Here is a 20,499-nt window from a genome sequence, read left to right as displayed (position 1 = left end):
GGTCGATATGTCTTGTCTGTCATTTGCATTTACCTCTTGGTCTTGTCAAAAAGGCCAAAGGGCGCTAGCTACGGACTTGCAAGGGTACCGTATCGGGCGAACGGCTTGCCAATCGGCAGACCAAAACACCGATGCAAACGCACAATGGCACGTCAAAAGAATTTCTGGCGTGCTTTTTTATGACACTCATTGGAAATGAAGACAAGCGGATTAACGCATTTTTAGTAGTTACCCCCATTTGACCACCCCGTCAAATGAAATTTGTACAAAATCACAGAAAACAGGTAGATAAAATTCCTTAACTGTATGAAATCACACACGATACAGCTGATGAAAAATCAGCTGCTGATTTTAGCCCTTACCACACCGGCTTGCGAACCTTATGCCAATGCTCGGCGATCTCGATGCGCTTGGGCACCCAGACCTTCTCGTGGCTCGTGACGTAATCGATGAACCGCGCCAGCGCTGCAGCCCGCCCCGGCCGCCCCACGAGGCGGCAATGCAGGCCAACCGACATCATCTTTGGGTTGCCGTTCTTGCCCTCCTCGTAAAGCACGTCGAAGGCGTCCTTCAGATAGGTGAAGAACTGGTCGCCGGAGTTGAACCCCTGCGGCGTGGCAAAGCGCATGTCGTTAGTTTCGAGCGTATAGGGAATGATCAGGAAGGGTTTGCCGTCGAGATCCGGCACCCAGAACGGCAGGTCGTCGGAATAATTGTCGGAGGAATAGAGGAAGCCGCCCTGCTCCATGACGAGGCGCAGCGTGTTGTCGGACGGCTTGCCCTGATACATGCCGCGCGGATGCGAGCCTGTCAGCTCCGTGTGCAGCCGCACCGCTTCGCGGATGTGCTCCCGCTCGACGTCTTCCGGAAAATCCTTGTATTCGAGCCAGCGATAGCCGTGGCTGGCGATCTCCCAATCGGCTTCCTTCATCGCGGCAACCGCCTCCGGATTGCGCGCCATGGCGAGCGTCACGCCATAGACGGTCACCGGCACGCGGCGCTCGGTGAACATGCGCCAGAGCCGCCAGAAGCCGGCGCGCGAACCATATTCATAGATCGATTCCATGTTGAGATTGCGCTGGGCTGGCCAGGGTTGGGCGCCGACGATTTCCGACAGCAGGTTCTCGGACGCCGGATCGCCATCGAGAATACAGCTTTCGCCGCCCTCCTCGTAATTCACGACAAACTGCACCGCGATCCGCGCATCGCCGGGCCATTTCGGATCTGGCGTGGTGCGACCATAACCGATGAGATCGCGCGGATAGGGAGCAGTCGACATATGTTCACCTCGTCAAGTTTCTGACGAGGCTATTGGCGCAAGGCCAGACTGTCGAGTGGCAAAACGATGAGAGAATGCCGTGACGCTTCAGGCGAACCTTCGGCTGGCAATCTGCCCCATGGGGTGCAGGGAATGCACGTGGAAGGGTGCTCCCTTTTCCGGCTCGACGAAAAGTGCCAGATGATCAACCGTGACCGGCTCGGCCAATGCCGGCGCGAAGTGGCTCTTCAGGGCCTCTTCGATGCGAGCAAAATCGCGCCCGAGCAGCGGCCCGGTCAGGGTCATGTGAAAGCGGAATTCGTCCATCACATAAGCATGTCCCCAACGATTGAGGTTGGAGAATTGCGCCGCCGATAGCCGGTCCGGGTTGCGCCGTTCAATCTCCGCCTCGCTGAGCGGAGAGCGGAAGCCATCGAACGCCTGAACGATCGAGCCAGCCAGATGGTCGATCGCAGCGCAAGGCCGATCCAGAATGAGCCCGTAGACTTCACCGATCCGCCCCACGGTCAGGCCATTGAGCGCTACGGGCTGCATCTGACCCGCAAACTCCATCAATGCCCGCAAAAGCGACTGCTCGGTTGTTCCTGGACTGAGGCGGAACGGCGCCTTGAACGTGGCGTGGAAACCGAAGCGGCGCGGCAGGGCCGTATGGAAGGCAACCTCGTGCATCCCCATGCCGCGCAAGTTTGGATGTTCAACCGCCAACCCCGAATAGACGCTGCGCCCGAGCCAGCTTGCACCGGCAATCGCCAGCGCTTCGCCCGCAGACGGCGTGAAACAAATCGCATAGCGCATGCATGCCCTCTACCGCTCGGTTCCTGTCCGCCATTTTAGCAATGACCGTTGAAGCCGATCGGTTAGGTGATTTGCATGACAGCTTGACGAACGCGCCGATGCCAAAGCCGTGAGACGACGGGCAAAATTCCCGAATAGCCCTAGGTATTTGGGGAGGCTCCAGCGAAATTCATTCGCCCTTGGCAACTGAAATGTGATGGGTAAGAAGATAGCTGTCCGGCAGTGCGACAGGGACACCGAGAATCATGTCGAGCACCGCATCGGCCAGCAGATGTCCGATCCCGAAGCTGACCTTGAAGCCGCCTGTGAGAGCAAAGACGTCAGGCGCGTCCGGATGGGCGCCGACCACCGGATCGCCGCCAACGGCTCTCGGTCGCAGGCCCGCCCAATGCTCCACCACCTCGGCCTTTTGCAAGCGGGGCGCCAGGCGACGGGCGGCTTCGATGAGCGCCGCGAGCTTCTCGTCCGTGCTGAATGCGTTTTCAAAGCTGTTTTCGCTGGTACTGCCGATCGCGACATGCCCCCCCTCATGCGGCACGGCATAGAGGCCATCCAGGTAAAGCAGAGGCAGGTCATCGGCGATCTCGGCACGCAACAGCGCCGCCTGCCCCTTCACAGGGCGTCCGAGCGGCTCGTTCAAGGCCGGCCCCAGATCGGACAGCAGCGGAAAACTGCCGCAACCGGCTGCAACAACAAGCGACTGGAAGCCGAGGCTACCGCCGTCGGCCAGCCGGATGACCTTGCGCTTTGGGTCGATCCCAAGCACATGCACGCCTTCGCGGATCTCCACCCGCTGATGATCGCGCAGGGCCTGCCCGATCGCGGCGGTCAAGCGACGGGGCGAAACCCGCGCCGCCAATGTGTCGTGCACGAGGCCAGCCTGGCAATAATCTTCGACCGGCCAGCCGGCAACGGCAGGACTGTCCATGACGGACCATGCAAACGCGTGCGCGCCCTGATGCCAGTTCAGCCTGGCCTCACGTTCATGGCGCTCGGCAATCGGCCTCAGATGCGGCTTCGGCAAGGGAATGAGGCGACCTGTGCGACGATATCCCGTTTCAAGGCCCGTTTCCGCTTCCAAAGCGGCAATCTCAAACGGCAGCGACACGAGACCGTCGAACTGCAACTGCTTCTTGGCGTTCCAACGGTCCGGCATATGCGCCATCAGCGCACCGAGAAGCCCGCCACTGGTTCCCGAGCCCAGTCTCCCGGCATCAAGAAGAAGCACATCAAGTCCGCGTTGCGCCGCTTTCCTCGCCGCCCAGAGCCCGAAGATCCCGCCACCAATGATGACAAGATCGGCGCCTGATTGACCGGAGCGCTGCGGCAATTTATCGGACATGCATGACCCAATCAGATCTGAATGCGGACGAAAGAGGCAACGCCTCCCCCCTCACCTGGCAGAACGGCGATATGCCCTATTCGACCGCCTTTGGCGATCATTTTTATTGCCAGACGGACGGCCGGCTGGAATGCGGGCACGTTTTCCTTTCCGGCAACGGCTTGCCGGATCGCTGGGCTGGACAGGCTGAATTCACCATCGGCGAACTGGGCTTCGGCACCGGTCTCAACGCCTGCGAGACCTGGCGGCACTGGAAGATCGCCCGGCCTTCCTCTGGCGTTCTGCACTTCGTCTCCTTCGAACTGTTTCCGATGCAGCGGGCCGACATCGATCGCGCCCTCGCCCACTGGCCAGAGCTTGATGCGGAACGGCAGGCGCTGACCGCACTCTGGCCAGACAGACCAGAGGGAACCGTCCTGCTTGACCTCGACGAGCAGACCCGGCTCAGCGTCGTCTGCGGAGATGCACTGGAAAGCCTGACAGCTTCCCTTTTGATCTTCGATGCCTGGTTTCTGGATGGCTTTGCGCCGTCGCGCAATTCGGCGATGTGGTCTCTCGAGTTGATGCAGGCGGTATTCGACCACACTCGCCCGGGCGGCAGTTTTGCCACCTATGCCGCGGCCGGCTTCGTCCGTCGAAATCTGCAGACGGCCGGTTTCACAGTCGAGCGGAAACCCGGATTTGCCGGCAAGCGCGAAATGCTGCGCGGCGATAAGCCGTAAACGCAGCTCGGGCGCTCAACCGGCAAGGGCAGCAGCGAGTTGTTCGGGCGCAAGATCATACCACTCGCCGATCTTGCGCATCAGCATCTCCGGCGAGATCGGCTTGGACAGATAGTCATCCATACCGGCAGCCTTGCAGGCTTCGCGGTCACTCTCCAGCGCATGCGCGGTCACGCCGATGATTGGAACGCGGCTCGTGCCGCCTGCGCTCGCCTCCTCGGCCCGGATGGCCCGGCTTGCCTCGTGACCGTTCATCACGGGCATGGAGACATCCATCAGGATCAGGTCTGGTCGATGCGTCCGCCAGGCGTCGAGTGCCAGCGCGCCATTTGCAACGATGCGATACGGAATGCCGCTTCCCGCCAGGATCTGGTTGAATACGATCTGGTTGACCTCGTTATCCTCGGCAATCAGGATCCGCACCTCGTCCTTTGGCGCCTCCGCCGAAGATGCGGTGGCAGCATCAGGACCGGAGCTGTTCGCCAGGGTGGCAACCGGCTTGCTCCGCGGCATCAAGGGCGCATGCGTCAGCGCCGCCCCTCTTTCCTTGGCAAGACGCGCTGTGCGAATGACATCGATAATGGCACGACGCAGGACGTTGGCGCGGGCGGGCTTCATCAGATGCGCCTGGATCCTGAGGCTCTCGAACAGCTCCTCGCTGGCCGTCATATCCATCGACGTCAGAAAGATCAGCGGCATGTCGTCGAAGCGACGGTCATCTCTGATTGCCCGCGCCACATCGATACCGTTCATTTCGGGCATGTGGTAGTCAATGACCACCGCATCGATCCTCAGGCCGTTTTCATAGGCCTGGTCGAGGATATGCAATCCGAGCGGGCCATTCTCGACGGCATAGCCGTCAAAACCCCACATGGTAAGCTGCTCGCCGAGGATCTGTCGGTTGACGGGATTGTCGTCGATGACCAGCACGCTCGCGCCCTGCACATTGACCGGCAGATCCTGCTGCCGTCTGCGCTCGGCAACCACCTTCAGCGGCAGATCCACCGTGAAGACGGAGCCCTGCCCGAGTTCCGAATGCACCTGAACCTGTCCGCCGAAGAGTTTGACCAGTCCGGCCGTGATCGCAAGGCCAAGGCCCGTTCCCTCGTGCCGGCGCGTCGAAGAGGTATCGGCCTGCGAGAACTTCTCGAAGATCTGTGCCTGCATGTCCGGCGCGATGCCAACACCGGTGTCGGCAATGCTGACGCTCAGCATTGCCATTCCCTCCGCCAGCGGCTCGCTGGAGAGGTAGATATGGACATGGCCTTTTTCGGTAAACTTGATCGCATTCCCGAGCAGATTGGTGACGATCTGACGGAACCGTCCTGCGTCGCCAAGGAAAGTGTGTCGGACGGCCTGCTCACCCGAAATGACCAGCTCGATATCCTTTTCGGCGGCGGCCGCGGACAGGAGGGTCGCGACATCCTCGATGGCTTCCACCGGATCGAATGGCGCGTTCCTAAGCTTCATCTGGCCGGCATCGATCTTCGAAAAATCGAGAATGTCGTTGATGATCGTCAGCAGGGCATTGCCGGATTTCATCACGATGTCGACGAAGGTTTTCTGCCGGCTGTCGAGATTGGACTTGGAAAGAAGCTCTGCCATGCCAAGCACGCCATTCATCGGGGTGCGGATCTCATGGCTCATATTGGCGAGAAAGTCGGACTTGGCCTTGTCGGCGGCTTCGCTGCGCGCGAGGAGAACTTCGAGTTCCGCTTCACGCACCTTCAATTCGGTCACATCGGTCAGGACGATGACGCAGCTTTGCGCGCCGCCGAACGTTGCTTCCAGCTTCACCCAGGTCTTGCCGCCGGCAAAGAAGGTCGTCGACACGCCTGACGAGGCCCTGAGACTTGCCTGCCACTGTGCAAGTGCTGCCCTGGGATCGTCGCCGAAATCGCCGCGTTTGGCGCAGTAATCAAACATTTCGCTCCAGCGGCTTCCCACTGCCACCAGATCTTCCGGCAAATCGAGAATACGAGAGAATGCCGGATTGACCTCGACAATGCGTCCTTTCTCGATCGCGGCAATGCCCTGCGAGGTCAGCCGCATCGTGTCCTGCATGAGCTGCCCCATGCGCTCAAGCTGCTGCTGTGCCTCGTCGATCGCCTTTTCGCGGCGACGCATCTCCGTGAGGTCGGAATAGGTCAAAAGGATCTTGCGGTCACGCAGCCGCGTGATGGTCGCCAGCACCTGCTGACCGTCGTCGTAGCAGAGTTCCGAGGTCTGCGACCCCTCCAGCGCATCGAACTGCGCGATACGGCGGCGATATCCCTCTTCGAACTCCAGGCCGGGCCAGGCCTTGCCCATGCTATGATTGCGCTCACAATAGGAGCGAAAGCTCATCCCATCGATCGCCATGTCGGAGGGCCAGCCCCAGATCTCCCGGCATTTCTCATTGGCGAACTCGACCGTATAATCCGAATTGAGGATCACGACGCCGAGCGGCATGATATGCAGCATCGCCACAAGATCTTCGTAAAGCGCTTCGGCATGGGCCTGTGCCTGCCTCAAAGCCTCCTGCCCCTGCTTGATGACCGAGACGTCGGTCACCGATCCCACCAGATAGTGCTTGCTCTGGGCGGTCGTGATACGGTTGATGCGGGTGATGACCGAAACTTCCTCGCCATCCCGGATCACGACATCGCTCGGACGCTCGATAACCTCACCGTGTTCAAGACAGCGGACATTTTCGAGCCTGAGCTGGTCTGCCCGGTCAGGCCACATCTCAGCCTCTGTCAGCCCATAGATATCCGCGCGGTGCTGCTGGTGCAGTTCCTCGTAGGCGGCGTTCACGTAGATCATTCGGCGGTCGGTATCGCGAATGAACACCGGCACCTGCATCTGCTCCAGGGCCGCGCGGTAGAGGAGAGTTTCCTCCTCGCGTTCCACCATGTCGCTGACATCGGAATACGTCACCAGAATGCGGCCACCTTCAAGCTTGCGGCTACCGGCGGCCAAGGCGCGTCCCGAAGGGGTCTTCGCGTCGATCAGGGGACCGTCATCGAGGCTCATGATCTGCTCGATGCGATAGTCGATCCGGCTGTCCAATTCCGCCGGCGTGATCAAGGGATTAGCCCGCGCCATCACCCGACGCAGGAAGTCCCGGTAATGCATGCCAAGCAGCTCGATGCCATCCTCAAGCTCCGCCATTTCGACGAGCGCTGTATTGACGTATTCGATCAAGAGATCCGGCCCGACCAGCATGATGCCGACCGGTAGCGACAGCAGCAAGGTCTGGAAGGAATGACGCATGCTTTCGGCTTCGCGGCGGATCGCCGTCAGCTTCTCCTCGCCCTGCCGCACCAGTGAGAGATCGGTTATCGTTCCAATCAGAAATTGCGAACCGTCCCGCGTGCACAAGGCCCCGACACGACGAAGCGTCGGAATACGCGTGCCATCCGGACGCAGAAACACGTCCCGCCGCTCTTCCGAAAGACCGCCCTGCAGAATTCTCTCGTTGTCCTCGTGATAAGCATCGCCGATGAACGGGAAAATTTCCGGCTCCGTCCGGCCCATCTGCACATCCAGAGGCACACCCGTGAGATCGGCGAATGCCTGATTGGCAAACACCAGCCTGTGACTGCTGTCGCGGACAAAGGCTGCGACCGGCAGCTGATCCAGCACGGACCGGAAGACCTCGAGTTCCGCAGACCACGGAACAGCATATCCTTGAGGTTGCTGTACCTCGCCTGCTGCATCCATGAATCCGAAAAGATAAAGTTGATCGTCTTCGCCAAAGAAGCGTTCGATCCGCAAGAGACGCACCGCCTCGTCCGGATGAGCGCGAAAGCCGAGCTGATCGTCTTCGCCGAACACGAGAACACGGCGCTCGGCATCGTCGCGCATGGCATCAAGACCGTGACCGAAAAGCTGATGATCCGTCTGCCCGACAAAGATCTCCGCCTCCATGCCGAAAAGGGATGCAAAGGCCGGATTGACGGCAACATAGCGCAGTTCACTGTCCTTCACATAGGAAGGCAGAGCGAGAGCGGCGATCTTTTCGCAGACCAGTTCGAGCAACGCACTTCCCCGACGGTTCAAAGACATAGTCCCAACAAGATCAATGACGTGGAATGGTAAACAGGTCGTAAGCGTGCGCCTGCGAATGATGCTTCAACCTGAAGCAAGTGAGCGCTCAACGTCGATGTTCCAGTTGAGCCGCTTTCGGGTCGCAAATGGCAATGCCTTGAAGCCCCCGAACCTGCGAGACTTCGTGTCGATAATGGCACAATGGATCGACCATGAGCGACATCAGCGCAAATGCCCCGTCTGACCTCGACACCCTGACCACGACGCCCGAGCGCCGGCGGCGCAGCGGCGGCCGCATGGGCGAACGCAGCCGGCCCAATGGTGGAAGCCGCTACCGCAACCTCGTCAACAGGCTCGCCAAGACGGAACTGGTGGACGAAGACGCGCTTGATGCCATCCACGATGCATCGCTGACCATTCTCGAAGAAATCGGCATGGATATCATGCTGCCGGAGGCACGCGCCCTCATGAAGGCGGCCGGTGCCGATGTCAGGGAGGGATCAGAGCGTGTCCGCTTTGGTCGCGAGCTGATCATGGATCTGCTGCAATCCGTGCCGCGCGGCTTCACTCTCCATGCCCGCAACCCGGAACGCAACGTCCAGATCGGCGGCAACAACCTCGTCTTCGCCCAGATCGCGTCTGCCCCCTTCGTCGCCGATCGCGAAGGCGGTCGTCGCGCCGGCAACCAGGAGGATTTCCGCAGACTGGTGAAGCTCGCCCAATGCTACGACGTCATCCACACCACCGGCGGCTATCCGGTGGAGCCGATAGATATTCACGCCTCTGTCCGTCATCTCGACTGCCTCTCCGATATGGTGAAGCTGACCGACAAGGCCTTCCATTGCTATTCGCTCGGCAAGCAACGCAACATCGACGCCCTTGAGATTGCCCGCATCGGGCGCGGCATTTCCATCGAGCAGATGGAGGCGGAACCGTCCCTGTTCACCATCATCAACTCCTCCTCGCCGCTGCGTCTTGATGGTCCCATGCTCCAGGGCATCATCGAAATGTCGTCGCGCGGTCAGGTCGTTGTGATGACGCCGTTCACGCTGGCCGGCGCCATGGCACCTGTGACGATTGCCGGCGCCGTCGTTCAGCAGAATGCCGAAGCGCTCTGCGGCATCGCCTTTACCCAAATGGTGAAGAAGGGCGCGCCGGTGATCTATGGCGGCTTCACCTCGAATGTCGACATGAAGAGCGGCGCACCGGCCTTCGGAACCCCGGAATACATGAAAGCGGTCATCGTCGGCGGCCAGCTTGCCCGTCGCTACGGCATTCCCTACCGCACCTCCAACACCAATGCCGCCAACACGCTTGACGCCCAGGCGGCCTACGAATCCGCTTTCTCGCTATGGGCCCTCATCCAGGGCGGCGGCAATTTCATCATGCATTCGGCGGGCTGGACCGAGGGTGGCCTGACAGCGTCGTTCGAAAAATTCATTCTCGATGTCGACATGTTACAGATGGTGGCGGAATTTCTAACCCCCCTCGACGTCAGTCCGGATGCGCTGGCGCTCGATGCCGTGCGCGAGGTCGGCCCCGGCGGCCACTTCTTCGGCACGGCCCATACGCTTGCCCGCTACGAAAGCGCCTTCTATTCGCCGATCCTCTCCGACTGGCGCAATTTCGAGACCTGGACGGAGGCTGGGCGACCCACGACCTATGATCACGCAAACCGCGTCTTCAAAGAAAAGCTCGCAAGTTACGAACGTCCTGCGCTCGATCCGGCCATAGAAGAGGAACTCGACGCCTTCGTCGCCAAACGCAAGGCCGAAGGCGGGGTTGCGACGGATTTCTGATCCGTCAGGAGAGCTGCTGCAGATAGGCTTGATAGGTTTGGTGCGGCGCCGGATCAAACCGGTCCGGCATCGCCTTCCAGTCCTCCACCCGGTCGAGACGGAAATCGCGAAAGCCCTGGCGCATTTCGCACCACGTGGTCATCACCCAGATCGCGCCGAAGGCGGCCAAGCCCAGCGGCCAGACGACGCGCTGGCTGCGCTCGCCGGGCAGAGAATGATAGGCGATCCAGACCTTGCGTTTGCCCGACAGCGTCGAACGCATATCGCCCAGGCAATCCGGCACCTCCGGCTGGGCTGACGAACGAAATGCATGGATCGGCGCGGAGATCAGCCGTTCGGCATGCTCCATCGGCAGCATGCCGAGCATCTTTTCCTTCGCCTCCCGCGCGGCCTGGCCAAGTCGGGGATCGCCGAGCATCTCAACGGCGCGCAGCCCGAAGGCAAGTGCTTCCAGTTGCTCGAATGTAAAGGTGAGCGGCGGCGCATCGAAGGCTTCGCGCAGCACGTAGCCGACCCCACGCTCACCCTCGATCGGTGCACCCGAAGCCATCAAGTGCTCCATGTCGCGATAGATCGTGCGCGGCGCCACTTCCATCTTTTCGGCGATCTCGGCAGCGGTCATCGCGCGGCCAGTCGCGCGCATCAGTTGAATGATCCGGAAGAGCCGGTCCGCAGGGCGCATGATGACCTCCCTAAAGCTGTGGCCACAAGGTTGTCAGTTGCAACATGCTAGGTCAAGCTGTCGCTTAACACCGGAGAGCAAAATGCCCAAAAACACTATCCTTGAACTTGCGGTCTGCACCGTATCGAACAAGCCGGCTGCCGAAGAAGCCCGCCGCGCCGCCATGGCTGCCGTCAAAGCCTATCCCGGATTCGTCAGCTGGCGGCCGCTCACGGCGCTTGATCATGACGACATGATCGCCGATCTGGTCGAATGGACCGACAAGGCAAGTGCAGAGGCGGCTGCCGCAAAAGTCCAGGCAGATCCGGCCTTCGCGCCTTACATGGCGGCGATCAAGGGTGTTACCCTCATGCAGCACTTTGAGACCCTGGAGACATTCTGACATCATGGCCGAGCCGCTCAAGCACCTGATCGGCCCTCAGACCGTTCGCGACACAGCCAATGCTGTGTCGCGGGCCTGGGACCGCTTCGACAAGGCCGCCTTCGAGACGGAAGTCTTGACCGCCCTTGACGCGCTGGAACTGATGCAACGCGGACAGTGCATCGCAAACGCCTTGCAGCGTCACTTGCCGCAGGATTTCGACGAGGCGGCCAGCATCCTTCATGCCTGTCTGCCGACACAGAACAGGGAAGGTTTAAAAGGTTGGGCCCTTCTCTCCTTCAATCACTACATTGCTGCTCATGGACGCGGCCATCTCGAGACCGCGCTTGCACTGCTTAAAGCGCTGACCCCGCATTTCACCGCGGAATTCGGCATACGTCCATTTATCGCCGAAGAGCAGGAAAAGGCGCTGGCGATCATCTCAGGCTGGGTCCGCGATGACAACCATCACGTACGGCGCCTTGCCTCGGAAGGCACCCGCCCCCGCCTCCCCTGGGCCATGCGTTTGCCAGCCCTGGTCAAGGACCCGGCCCCCATCCTGCCGATCCTTGAAGCCCTGATCGATGACGAAGAGGACTATGTGCGTCGCTCTGTCGCCAATAGCCTGAACGACATCGCCAAGGACCATCCGGATCTCGTCGCAGACTTTGTTGCACGGCATGCCGTCGACGCCTCGAAAGAGAGGCTCTGGCTGCTCAAGCATGCTTCCCGCACCCTTATCAAAAAGGGGCACGGCAAGACGCTGTCAAATTTCGGCTTTGAACCCCTGACCGATGTGACAGCAACCCTGGTCTTGTCCCAGAACCGCGTCGCCTTTCCGGGCGCACTCGACTTCCAGATCGGACTGTCAAACCTCGGGAAACAGATCCGCACGGTGCTGATCGACTACGCCATCCATCACCAGAAGAAGGACGGGTCGCTGTCACCCAAGGTTTTCAAGGGCAAGAGCCTGACACTCGCACCAGGCGAGAGCCTGACGATCAGCAAACGCCACGCCTTTCGGCCGATCACGACACGGGTCTACCACGCCGGGGCGCATGCGGTTGAGATTTTCGTCAATGGCTGCTCGGCGACACGGCAGGACTTCGAACTGCATTTGGACGGGGCCAGCAATCGATGAACGAGAAAAGGGCCACCCCAAGGCGGCCCTTTTTTGTTGCGTCAGTCTGGCGAAGATCGGGATCAGTCGTCGCGATGCGCCAGCAGCGCGCCGGTCACCGGATGATAGACCGCCTCGACCCGCAAGCCGTCGCGCAGGCCCTTGACCTCCCAGCAGCCGTCATCGAGTTCGATCTCGCGCGTTTCGATACCTTCTGCTGCAGCCTTCTTTTCGATTTCGGCCAGCGACAGACGCACCTCGCCGGCACCGAGGCTGCAACGACGGTCATCGTCATCGGCATGAACGAGGCCAGCGCTGGCGAGAACGGCAAACATGGATGCGGCGATCAAGGTCTTCATGATAATCTCCTTTGGCTTGGGTCAGCAGGTCGGCGGCTCGCTCGACCTTGCAGCGAGACTAGAAGACAGAGCCTGAGCTATAACTGACGCCGAATGTCAGGCAATCGTCAGCTTGGGGCGGCTAGACTTCCCGCATGAACATCCGCGCGCCCACATTCCCTGTCCGCCTCATTGGCTGCGCCCTGATCTGCACCGCGCTGATCCTGACGGGTGCCACGCGCCTGCTGGCCGATGACGATGACAACAAGCTCCGCGACAAGCTGCGCCAAGCCGTCGAGCGCGGCGAGATACTCTCGCTCTCGGAGCTTCGCGGCATCGTCAGCGCGCGCGTGCCCGGCCGGATTATCGACACAGAGCTGGACGAAGACGATGACCGGTTTATCTACGAGTTTCGCGTACTGACCCCGAGGGGATTGGTGGTAGAAATCGAAGTGGACGCGGCCGAAGGCCGGATTCTGGAGATAGACGAAGACTGATGCGCATCCTCCTGGTCGAAGACGATCCCCGCATCGCGCGCGATGTTTCCCTGCATCTGGAACGGGCGGGATACACTGTCGTTCACGAAAGCGACGGCGAGGCCGGCCTGTTTGGCGGGATGGAGGAAGACTATACCGCCGTGATCCTCGATCTCGGACTTCCCGGCCTTGACGGCTTGTCGATCCTTCGGCGCTGGCGGGCCGAGGGCCGCACCATGCCGGTCCTGATACTCACGGCCCGAGGCACATGGCAGGAGAAGGTGGAAGGTATCGATGCCGGTGCCGACGACTATCTGCCGAAGCCCTTCCAGATCCCCGAACTGCTCGCCCGCCTGAGGGCAATCGTCCGCCGCAGCGCCGGGCATGCCTCCGCCGTATTTTCCTTCGGCGACATCACCATCGACATCCGCACCAAATCGGTTACCCAGTCGGGGTTGCCGGTTGATCTGACGCCGATGGAGTATCGCTTCCTCAGCCATCTGGCACTGAATGCCGACCGGCACGTCTCCCAGATGGAGCTGACCGAGCAGCTGTACGCACAGGATTTCGAGCGCGAGAGCAATTCGATCGAGGTTCTTGTCGGGCGGATCAGGCGCAAACTTGGACGTGACGTGGTCATGACCAAACGAGGCTACGGATATCGTATCGGTGGCGCAGCATGATGCGCTCGATCAGGGCGCGCTTCGTCGTCCTCTCGCTCGTCAGTGTCGGTCTGCTGCTCGTTCTCGCAGGCTTCGTCTTCGTTGATCTGTTCGATCGCAGTCTTGAGCGGCGCGTCGTCGAAGATCTCGACCGTCACACCGTTGAGGTGATCGGCAATCTTCGCCTGGCGGCGAACGGCGACCTTATTCTCAGCGAAAAATCGCAGGACCCGCGCTTTCAGGAACCGCTTGGCGGCTTGTATTGGCAGGTGACGGACGACCGCAGCGCGCTGCTCCGATCACCATCGCTCTGGGACACGCAGCTTGCCCTGCCGCCCCCCCGGCCCGATCCGGGCGCCAACAGGCAGTACCGGATTTCGGGACCTGAGGGGGCCGCCCTGCTCGCGCATGAGCGGGTCGTCAGCTTTGGCTCCGGTTCGGACACCCGCATCGTTCGAACCGTGGTGGCCATGGATACGGTGGGGTTGGTGGAAGCCCGCAGAGCCTTCACCGTCGATATCATCCCCTATCTGGCGATCCTTGCGCTCCTGCTCGTCGGGCTGTCGCTGCTTCAGCTCAATATCGGCCTGAGACCGCTTGCCCGCCTAAACCGTGGCCTTCACCGGGTCAGAAGCCGCCAGAGCGAGCGATTGGACGGAAGCTTCCCGACAGAACTCGATGCGACGGTCGAAGCCCTGAACCGCCTGCTGGACGAGCAGCAGAAGGCGATCGACAAGGCCCGTGCACGGGCAGCCGATCTCGCCCATGGTCTGAAGACACCCCTGACGGTTCTGTCGAATGATGCGCAAACGCTGATCGAACGCGGCGAGACGGACCTCGGCGTGGAACTGGCCCACATTGCCCAGGTCATGCAGAGCCACCTGCAGCGGGAACTGTCACTGAGCCGCATCGCCACCAATCGCGCCTCATGCCGGGAAGACAGCTTCGTCGCCCCGACCGTTGCGAGCATTGTGCGCACCCTGCGCCGGACGCCGAGCGGCGAGTACCTCGATTGGACCATGGACATTCGCGACGACGTCAAAGTGCCTCTCGACCGGCAGGACCTCGGCGAACTGCTCGGCAACATCCTGGAAAACGCATCGAAATGGGCCAAGACCAGCGTGAGTGTCACGGCGCGGACGAGCGCCACCGGCAGCGTGCTAACGATATCCGATGACGGCCCCGGCGTGGCCGAAGACATGCGTGATCGCCTGACCACGCGCGGTGCGCGTCTTGATATGAAGATGCCGGGCGATGGGCTCGGACTGTCGATCGTCCAGGAGATCGTGGATGCCTACGGCCTGCAGCTTGCGTTCCGCAATCGCCCGCAAGGGGGACTGGAAGTCGAACTCCGCTTCCAAGCCTGATTGTGCATTGCACTTGACTTCTGCAGCAAACTAGCCCATTTGCAGCTCAGCTTTCACCTTCCGGCCGCCGCGTGAGCGAGCCCAGCGACATCTGAGACGCGACGAAGGACAAGGCGCATGACATGAAGGGCGGATCCTCCGCCGCTGCGCTTGGAAAGCTTTTTTCCAACTACAAGTTCCCAAATCACGCGGGGTTCTTGACGCCAATGCCAACCGGATCGCGAAGACCGCGTTCCGGGGTCGTGCATTTGGCGCCCCGAAAGGTATGACTTTGACAACTTTCGATGATCTTGGCCTCTCCAAGAATATCGTCGCGACGCTGACGACTCTCGGCTTCACGACCCCGACCCCGATCCAGGAAAAGGGTATCCCCGTCGTCCTCGGTGGTCGCGACCTGATCGGTCTCGCCCAGACAGGCACCGGCAAGACGGCCGCTTTCGGCCTGCCGATGATCGAGATGCTTCTCAAGGATGAGAAGCGCCCTGACAACCGCACCACCCGTGCCCTCATTCTCGCCCCGACCCGCGAACTGGTAAACCAGATCGGCGACAACCTGCGCAGCTACCTGCGCCGCCTGCCGCTGAAGATCAACCAGGTCGTCGGTGGCGCCTCCATCGGCAAGCAGCAGCTGCAGCTTGAGAAGGGCACCGACATCCTCGTCGCCACCCCGGGCCGCCTGCTTGACCTGGTTGCCCGCAACGCGATTTCGCTGCGCGCCGTCCGTTACCTCGTCCTCGACGAAGCCGACCAGATGCTGGACCTCGGCTTCATCCACGACCTGCGCAAGATTTCGAAGATGGTTCCGCCGAAGCGCCAGACGCTGCTCTTCTCGGCAACCATGCCGCCGTCGATCGCCGATCTCGCCGCAAGCTTCCTGACCGACCCGCTGAAGATCGCCGTTTCCCCTCCGGGCAAGGCTGCCGACAAGGTCGAGCAGCATGTGCATTTCGTCGCCGGCCAGAACGCCAAGACGGAAATGCTCAAGAAGATCCTCAACGACAATCCGGATGGCCGTTCCATCGTCTTCCTGCGCACCAAGCATGGCGCGGAAAAGCTGATGAAGCACCTCGACGCCACCGGCTACTCGGTCGCATCCATCCACGGTAACAAAAGCCAGGGCCAGCGCGAGCGCGCCCTCAAGGGTTTCCGTGACGGCGAGATCAAGACGCTGATCGCCACCGACGTTGCCGCCCGCGGCATCGATATCCCGGCCGTCTCCCACGTCTTCAACTACGACCTGCCGGAAGTGCCGGACGCATACGTCCACCGCATCGGCCGTACTGCCCGCGCCGGTCGCGACGGTATCGCGATTGCCTTCTGCGGCCCCGATGAAGGCCGCCTGCTGCGCGACGTCGAGAAGCTGATGGGCATTGAAATCCCGGTCGCTTCTGGCGAACCGCCGGCAAACCTTGCCCGTCCGGCACGCCCGCAGCGCCGTGGCGGTGGTGGCGGCGGCAACAACCGCAATCATCAGGGTCAGGGCCAGGGTCGCGGCAAGTCCGAAGGCGGCGCCAAGGCTGACGGTCGTCCGGCAGGCAAGCCGGGCCATCGCAAGGGCCAAAACCGCTCGGGTGCCAATCCCGGCGGCCAGGCCCAGGGTCGCCCCGGTGGCCGCCCTGCCCGTCCGGCCCGCTCGGGCACAGCAGGCGGTCGCCGTCGCGAAGCCTGAGACGGCTTTCCAGCTTGAATGGAAAATGGCGCGCCCCTGGCGCGCCATTTTCGTTTCAGCATCTCGGTGAGATAATCACAGTCCCTGAATGAAGGGATTGCTGCGCCGCTCGTCGCCGATCCGGCTGCCGGGCCCATGGCCGCAGATAAAGCCGACATCATCGCCAAGCGGCAGAACCTTATCGCGGATGGACGCCATCAGCACTTCGTGATTGCCACCGGGAAGATCGGTGCGGCCAACGGACCCGGCAAACAGCACATCGCCCAGATGCGCGAATTTCTGCTCGCGGTTGAAGAAGATCACGTGGCCGGGTGCATGACCGGGGCAATGATAGACTTCAAACTCATGGCCCGAAAACGACAGACGTTCACCGTCCTCGAGCCACTGGTCTGGCTCAACGCTGCGCAGACCGGCAATGCGGTAGGTCGCGGCCTGCGTCTCGATCCGCTGCAACAGCGGTTCGTCATCCCGGTGTGGCCCGATTACCTTAAGCCCCGTCTTTTCACGCATCTCTGCAGCGCCGCCGGCATGGTCCAGATGGCCATGCGTCAGCCAGATCGCTTTCAGCGTGATATTGTTTTCCGCAACGACAGCCAGAATGACGTCCACATCGCCGCCCGGATCGACAACGACACCCTCCCGGGTCTCGTCATCGAAGAGAACAGTGCAGTTCTGCTGAAACGGTGTGACGGGAATGATTCCAGCCTGGACCTTGCCCATGAGTGAGGCTCTCCTTCTTCATTTCGAAGAGGAGCGATACCACGGCAAGCATCGGAGATGAAATAGGACGCGTTACCGGTCGAGGCCGTAGGCGTGGACGGCAGCGGGTTGCGGGGCTGTCATGACCTGTGAAACGAGAAAGGCTGCAACCGCGATCTTGGCGCTGAAAACGAGGACGGCTACGGAACGAAGGCTCGGCGCGGCATGGGTAGCGGCAGACTGACCGGACAGGCTCATGATGGTGGCTCGCAATGGGCTGAGGCAGCACTCAGCGGGGGAGGAAAGGACAGGGCTTGTTCGCAGCGTTAACGAACATGGCGACGATAAGTTTCAAAGGACTTGGGCGGATCTGTGTTCCCCTCCTTTTTGTTGGAAATTTGCCATACTTATGCATAGGTTGCGCGCAGGCCGCCCAGCCCCGGAAATTGCAGCCGCAGGTTCGTCCGGGCAGCCTAAACAGTTAACAGCATGAAGGGTTGAAAGCGTGGTTCGTCAGTCTGCAGCCAAGGCAGCGAAAAAAACAATGCCGGACCTGCCGGTTGTCGATGACAAGACGATCGACTTCGACACGATCGAGAATCTCTTCTTTGCGTATCGAGACTTCGTCTCCGACCCGGATGCGGTTCTGGCCAAGCTCGACTATGGACGCGCGCATCACCGCGTGGTGCATTTCGTCAGCCGCAGACCTGGCATGACGGTGGCGGACCTTCTCGGCATATTGCAGATCACCAAGCAGAGCCTGGCACGCGTGCTCAAGGAATTGATCGACAGCGGCTATATTCGGCAAATGGCGGGGCCTGCGGACCGAAGGCAGCGCCGCCTTTACCCCACACTTGCCGGTCGCGAATTGGCGCTTGCGCTCTGCGAGCCACAGTCTCGCCGAATTGGGCGCGCCATGGAAGGCATGAGCGATGGGGAACGGGATGCCGTACGCCGTTTCCTGAGCGGTATGCAGCAACCCAGCAACGGCGCCAGTCCCGAAGCTGTCAGCGAAGATCCGGAGTGACCATGCAGAAAGTCCTTGCCGACGATGCAGCCCATCTTCTGGTCGTAGACGACGACCGACGCATTCGCGAGCTTCTGCATCGCTTCCTCACCGAAAAAGGCTTCAGGGTCACGGTCGCCGCAGATGCCGCGGAAGCGCGACGCAAGCTGGAAGGCCTGGACTTCGACCTCCTGGTGCTCGATGTCATGATGCCCGGCGAAAACGGCCTGCAGCTCACCCAGAGCCTGTCGGACGACAAGCGCGTGCCGGTCATCCTGCTGACGGCCCGCTCGGAAGCCGATTCACGCATTGCCGGCCTGGAAGCCGGAGCGGATGATTATCTCGCCAAACCCTTCGATCCCCGCGAGCTCGTGCTTCGCATCAACAACATCCTGAAGCGCAACAGCAATCCCGATCAGCCGAAGATCGATCAGGTGGTGTTCGGCCCCTATACCTTCTCGCTGCTGCGCAAGGAGTTGCGAAAAGGTGCCGAGATCATACGCCTGACCGATCGCGAACAGGAGATCATGTATCTCTTCTCCACCCGGGCCGGCGAGACCATCCCACGCCATGAACTTGTGGCCGAAGACACCGATGTCGGCGAACGCACGATCGATGTGCAGATCAACCGGCTGCGCCGCAAGATCGAGGACGACCCGGCCAATCCGCTATGGCTGCAAACCGTGCGCGGGATCGGCTATCGTCTCAGCATGGACTGAGACCGAACACACCGCGACAGGGTTCGCGGAGACAACGGAGACAGATGACGCTCTTCGACCAGATCCGCCGTGACAGAGACCGCGCGCCATCCAGTAGCGTGCCCGGCGCCATGCGCTGGCTGCGCTACCGCCTGCCCACGGGGCTTTACGCCAGATCGCTGCTGATCATCATCCTGCCGATGCTGATCCTGCAGACCGTCGTCGCCTTCGTCTTCATGGAGCGGCATTGGCAGCTCGTGACCGAACGCCTGTCTGCTGCCGTGACCCGAGACATCTCTGCCGTCATCGACCTCATCGAAATCTATCCCGCCGACGAAGATTTCGACCGGATCGTCAGCGTTGCTGCCAACAAGCTCAACCTCACCGTCTCGCGCGAACCGGGAACGGAACTGCCATCGCCACGCCCCCGCCCCTTCTTCTCGATCCTCGACCAGATCCTGTCGGACGAAATCGCCCGCCAGATCCGCCGCCCCTTCTGGATCGATACTGTCGGCGATTCCCGTCTTGTCGAAATCCGGATTGTCACGGGCGACGACACATTGCGCATCTTTGCCCGCCGCAACGAGGCCTATGCCTCCAACACCCATATCTTCCTCGTCTGGATGGTCTCGACGGCGCTGGTGCTGATCGTGATCTCCATTCTGTTTCTCCGCGGCCAGATCAGGCCTATTCTCGCACTCGCCGATGCGGCGGAAAGCTTCGGCAAGGGCCAGAGGCCGCCGGGCGGCTTTGCACCGCGGGGCGCCGATGAAGTCAGGCGTGCAGGCCTTGCCTTCATCCTGATGCGCGAACGCATCGAACGCCAGATCGAGCAGCGCACCGCCATGCTGGCAGGCGTCAGTCATGACCTGCGCACGATCCTCACCCGATTCCGCTTGCAACTGGCACTTGCCGGCGATGGCCCCGAGATAGACAGCCTCAACCAGGATATCGACGACATGCAGAGCATGTTGGAGGGCTATCTCGATTTTGCCAAAGGCGAGATCGAGGAAGATGTCGGCAGCCTCGACCTGTCTGCCTTGTTCATCAAGCTTTCGGAAGATTTCGCCCTGCATGGCAAGACATTGACCTTTGAGATCCAGGGCGAAGGCACGGTCCGCGTCCGTCCCAATGCCTTTGCCCGCCTAGTGACCAACTTGGCCTCAAACGCAAGACGCTATGCCCATTCGCTGCAAATCACCGCCCGTCACACCAGCAAGTGGCTCGTGATCACCTTTGACGACGATGGCCCGGGCATTCCGGCCAGCGCGCGCGACGATGTCTTCAAACCCTTTTTCCGCCTGGACGAAGCGCGCAATCTCGATGCCTCCGGCACCGGACTTGGTCTTGCAATCGCGCGCGACATCGCCCGCACGCATGGCGGCAATGTCACGCTGGAGGACAGTCATCTTGGAGGCTTGCGGGCGGTGATCCGCATTCCGCTGTAGCGGT

General features: G+C 61.1%; 19 protein-coding genes. 11 read left to right on the top strand and 8 right to left on the bottom strand.

The features are described from left to right. Positions 1-358 precede the first annotated feature (358 nt). The 3 genes from puuE to FAA97_RS00455 form a co-directional block, all read right to left on the bottom strand. Positions 359-1,279 (bottom strand): allantoinase PuuE, encoded by a 921-nt coding sequence (puuE, locus tag FAA97_RS00465; protein ID WP_136596572.1) that lies wholly within the window; start codon positions 1,277-1,279, stop codon positions 359-361. 87 nt (positions 1,280-1,366) lie between these two features. Next, positions 1,367-2,074, bottom strand: coding sequence for a DUF1045 domain-containing protein (locus FAA97_RS00460; RefSeq protein WP_136596571.1), 708 nt, complete (start codon positions 2,072-2,074; stop codon positions 1,367-1,369). Between the two features lie 169 nt (positions 2,075-2,243). Then, the gene (locus FAA97_RS00455; RefSeq protein ID WP_136596570.1) at positions 2,244-3,416 is read right to left on the bottom strand and encodes an NAD(P)/FAD-dependent oxidoreductase; all 1,173 of its coding nucleotides are present in this window, start codon (positions 3,414-3,416) and stop codon (positions 2,244-2,246) included. Positions 3,417-3,418: 2 nt separating this feature from the next. On the opposite strand from FAA97_RS00455, the gene mnmC2 reads away from it, so the two are divergent. After that, a complete protein-coding gene (mnmC2, locus tag FAA97_RS00450) occupies positions 3,419-4,138 on the top strand; it encodes a tRNA (5-methylaminomethyl-2-thiouridine)(34)-methyltransferase MnmC2 (protein WP_168800882.1) in 720 nt (239 codons plus the stop codon). A 15-nt stretch (positions 4,139-4,153) separates the two neighbouring features. On the opposite strand, the gene FAA97_RS00445 is transcribed toward mnmC2, so the two are convergent. Then, positions 4,154-8,161, bottom strand: a complete 4,008-nt coding sequence (locus FAA97_RS00445) for a PAS domain-containing protein (RefSeq protein WP_168800881.1) — start codon at positions 8,159-8,161, stop codon at positions 4,154-4,156. Positions 8,162-8,382: 221 nt separating this feature from the next. Here FAA97_RS00445 and FAA97_RS00440 point away from each other — a divergent pair, with 221 nt between their 5' ends. After that, entirely contained in the window at positions 8,383-9,969 is a 1,587-nt protein-coding gene (locus FAA97_RS00440) for a trimethylamine methyltransferase family protein (protein ID WP_136596568.1), read from the top strand. A gap of 4 nt (positions 9,970-9,973) precedes the next feature. Here the strand turns inward: FAA97_RS00440 and FAA97_RS00435 are convergent, their stop codons facing one another. After that, entirely contained in the window at positions 9,974-10,651 is a 678-nt protein-coding gene (locus FAA97_RS00435; RefSeq protein WP_136596567.1) for a helix-turn-helix transcriptional regulator, read from the bottom strand. A gap of 82 nt (positions 10,652-10,733) precedes the next feature. Between FAA97_RS00435 and FAA97_RS00430 the strand changes: the two genes are divergently transcribed. Together FAA97_RS00430 and FAA97_RS00425 are read left to right on the top strand one after the other, a co-directional pair. Then, on the top strand, positions 10,734-11,033 hold the full coding sequence (locus FAA97_RS00430; RefSeq protein ID WP_136596566.1) for a hypothetical protein: 300 nt from the start codon (positions 10,734-10,736) through the stop codon (positions 11,031-11,033). A gap of 4 nt (positions 11,034-11,037) precedes the next feature. Next, a complete protein-coding gene (locus tag FAA97_RS00425) occupies positions 11,038-12,153 on the top strand; it encodes a DNA alkylation repair protein (protein ID WP_136596565.1) in 1,116 nt (371 codons plus the stop codon). Between the two features lie 62 nt (positions 12,154-12,215). Here the strand turns inward: FAA97_RS00425 and FAA97_RS00420 are convergent, their stop codons facing one another. Beyond that, the gene (locus FAA97_RS00420) at positions 12,216-12,491 is read right to left on the bottom strand and encodes a PepSY domain-containing protein (RefSeq protein ID WP_136596564.1); all 276 of its coding nucleotides are present in this window, start codon (positions 12,489-12,491) and stop codon (positions 12,216-12,218) included. 134 nt (positions 12,492-12,625) lie between these two features. Between FAA97_RS00420 and FAA97_RS00415 the strand changes: the two genes are divergently transcribed. From FAA97_RS00415 to FAA97_RS00400, 4 genes are all read left to right on the top strand, one after another. Then, positions 12,626-12,967, top strand: a complete 342-nt coding sequence (locus FAA97_RS00415) for a PepSY domain-containing protein (protein WP_136596563.1) — start codon at positions 12,626-12,628, stop codon at positions 12,965-12,967. Further along, complete coding sequence (locus FAA97_RS00410; protein ID WP_136596562.1) at positions 12,967-13,629, top strand: response regulator transcription factor; 663 nt, start codon at positions 12,967-12,969, stop codon at positions 13,627-13,629. The genes FAA97_RS00415 and FAA97_RS00410 overlap by 1 nt, the downstream gene beginning before the upstream one ends. After that, positions 13,626-14,975, top strand: coding sequence for a sensor histidine kinase (locus tag FAA97_RS00405; RefSeq protein WP_136596561.1), 1,350 nt, complete (start codon positions 13,626-13,628; stop codon positions 14,973-14,975). Before FAA97_RS00410 ends, FAA97_RS00405 begins: the two co-directional genes overlap by 4 nt. Positions 14,976-15,246: 271 nt before the next feature. Then, the gene (locus FAA97_RS00400) at positions 15,247-16,644 is read left to right on the top strand and encodes a DEAD/DEAH box helicase (protein ID WP_484237554.1); all 1,398 of its coding nucleotides are present in this window, start codon (positions 15,247-15,249) and stop codon (positions 16,642-16,644) included. Positions 16,645-16,719: 75 nt separating this feature from the next. Here FAA97_RS00400 and FAA97_RS00395 read toward each other — a convergent pair whose 3' ends face one another. Both FAA97_RS00395 and FAA97_RS20980 read right to left on the bottom strand, forming a co-directional pair. After that, the gene (locus tag FAA97_RS00395) at positions 16,720-17,364 is read right to left on the bottom strand and encodes an MBL fold metallo-hydrolase (protein WP_136596559.1); all 645 of its coding nucleotides are present in this window, start codon (positions 17,362-17,364) and stop codon (positions 16,720-16,722) included. Positions 17,365-17,436: 72 nt separating this feature from the next. Further along, entirely contained in the window at positions 17,437-17,601 is a 165-nt protein-coding gene (locus FAA97_RS20980) for a hypothetical protein (RefSeq protein WP_168800880.1), read from the bottom strand. 286 nt (positions 17,602-17,887) lie between these two features. Between FAA97_RS20980 and FAA97_RS00390 the strand changes: the two genes are divergently transcribed. The 3 genes from FAA97_RS00390 to FAA97_RS00380 are packed head-to-tail and all read left to right on the top strand — an operon-like array spanning position 17,888 to position 20,495. Then, positions 17,888-18,370, top strand: coding sequence for a MarR family winged helix-turn-helix transcriptional regulator (locus FAA97_RS00390; protein WP_136596558.1), 483 nt, complete (start codon positions 17,888-17,890; stop codon positions 18,368-18,370). 2 nt (positions 18,371-18,372) lie between these two features. Next, positions 18,373-19,068 carry a response regulator gene (locus FAA97_RS00385; protein ID WP_136596557.1) on the top strand — a complete coding sequence of 232 codons (696 nt, stop codon included), beginning with the start codon at positions 18,373-18,375 and terminating at the stop codon, positions 19,066-19,068. 44 nt (positions 19,069-19,112) lie between these two features. Further along, the gene (locus tag FAA97_RS00380; RefSeq protein WP_136596556.1) at positions 19,113-20,495 is read left to right on the top strand and encodes an ATP-binding protein; all 1,383 of its coding nucleotides are present in this window, start codon (positions 19,113-19,115) and stop codon (positions 20,493-20,495) included. Positions 20,496-20,499 lie beyond the last annotated feature (4 nt).

Source organism: Peteryoungia ipomoeae, assembly GCF_004912165.1.
Classification (GTDB): Bacteria; Pseudomonadota; Alphaproteobacteria; order Rhizobiales; family Rhizobiaceae; genus Allorhizobium; species Allorhizobium ipomoeae.
Note: the sequence above shows the minus strand (reverse complement) of the source record. Positions and strands in the feature narration are given on the sequence as shown.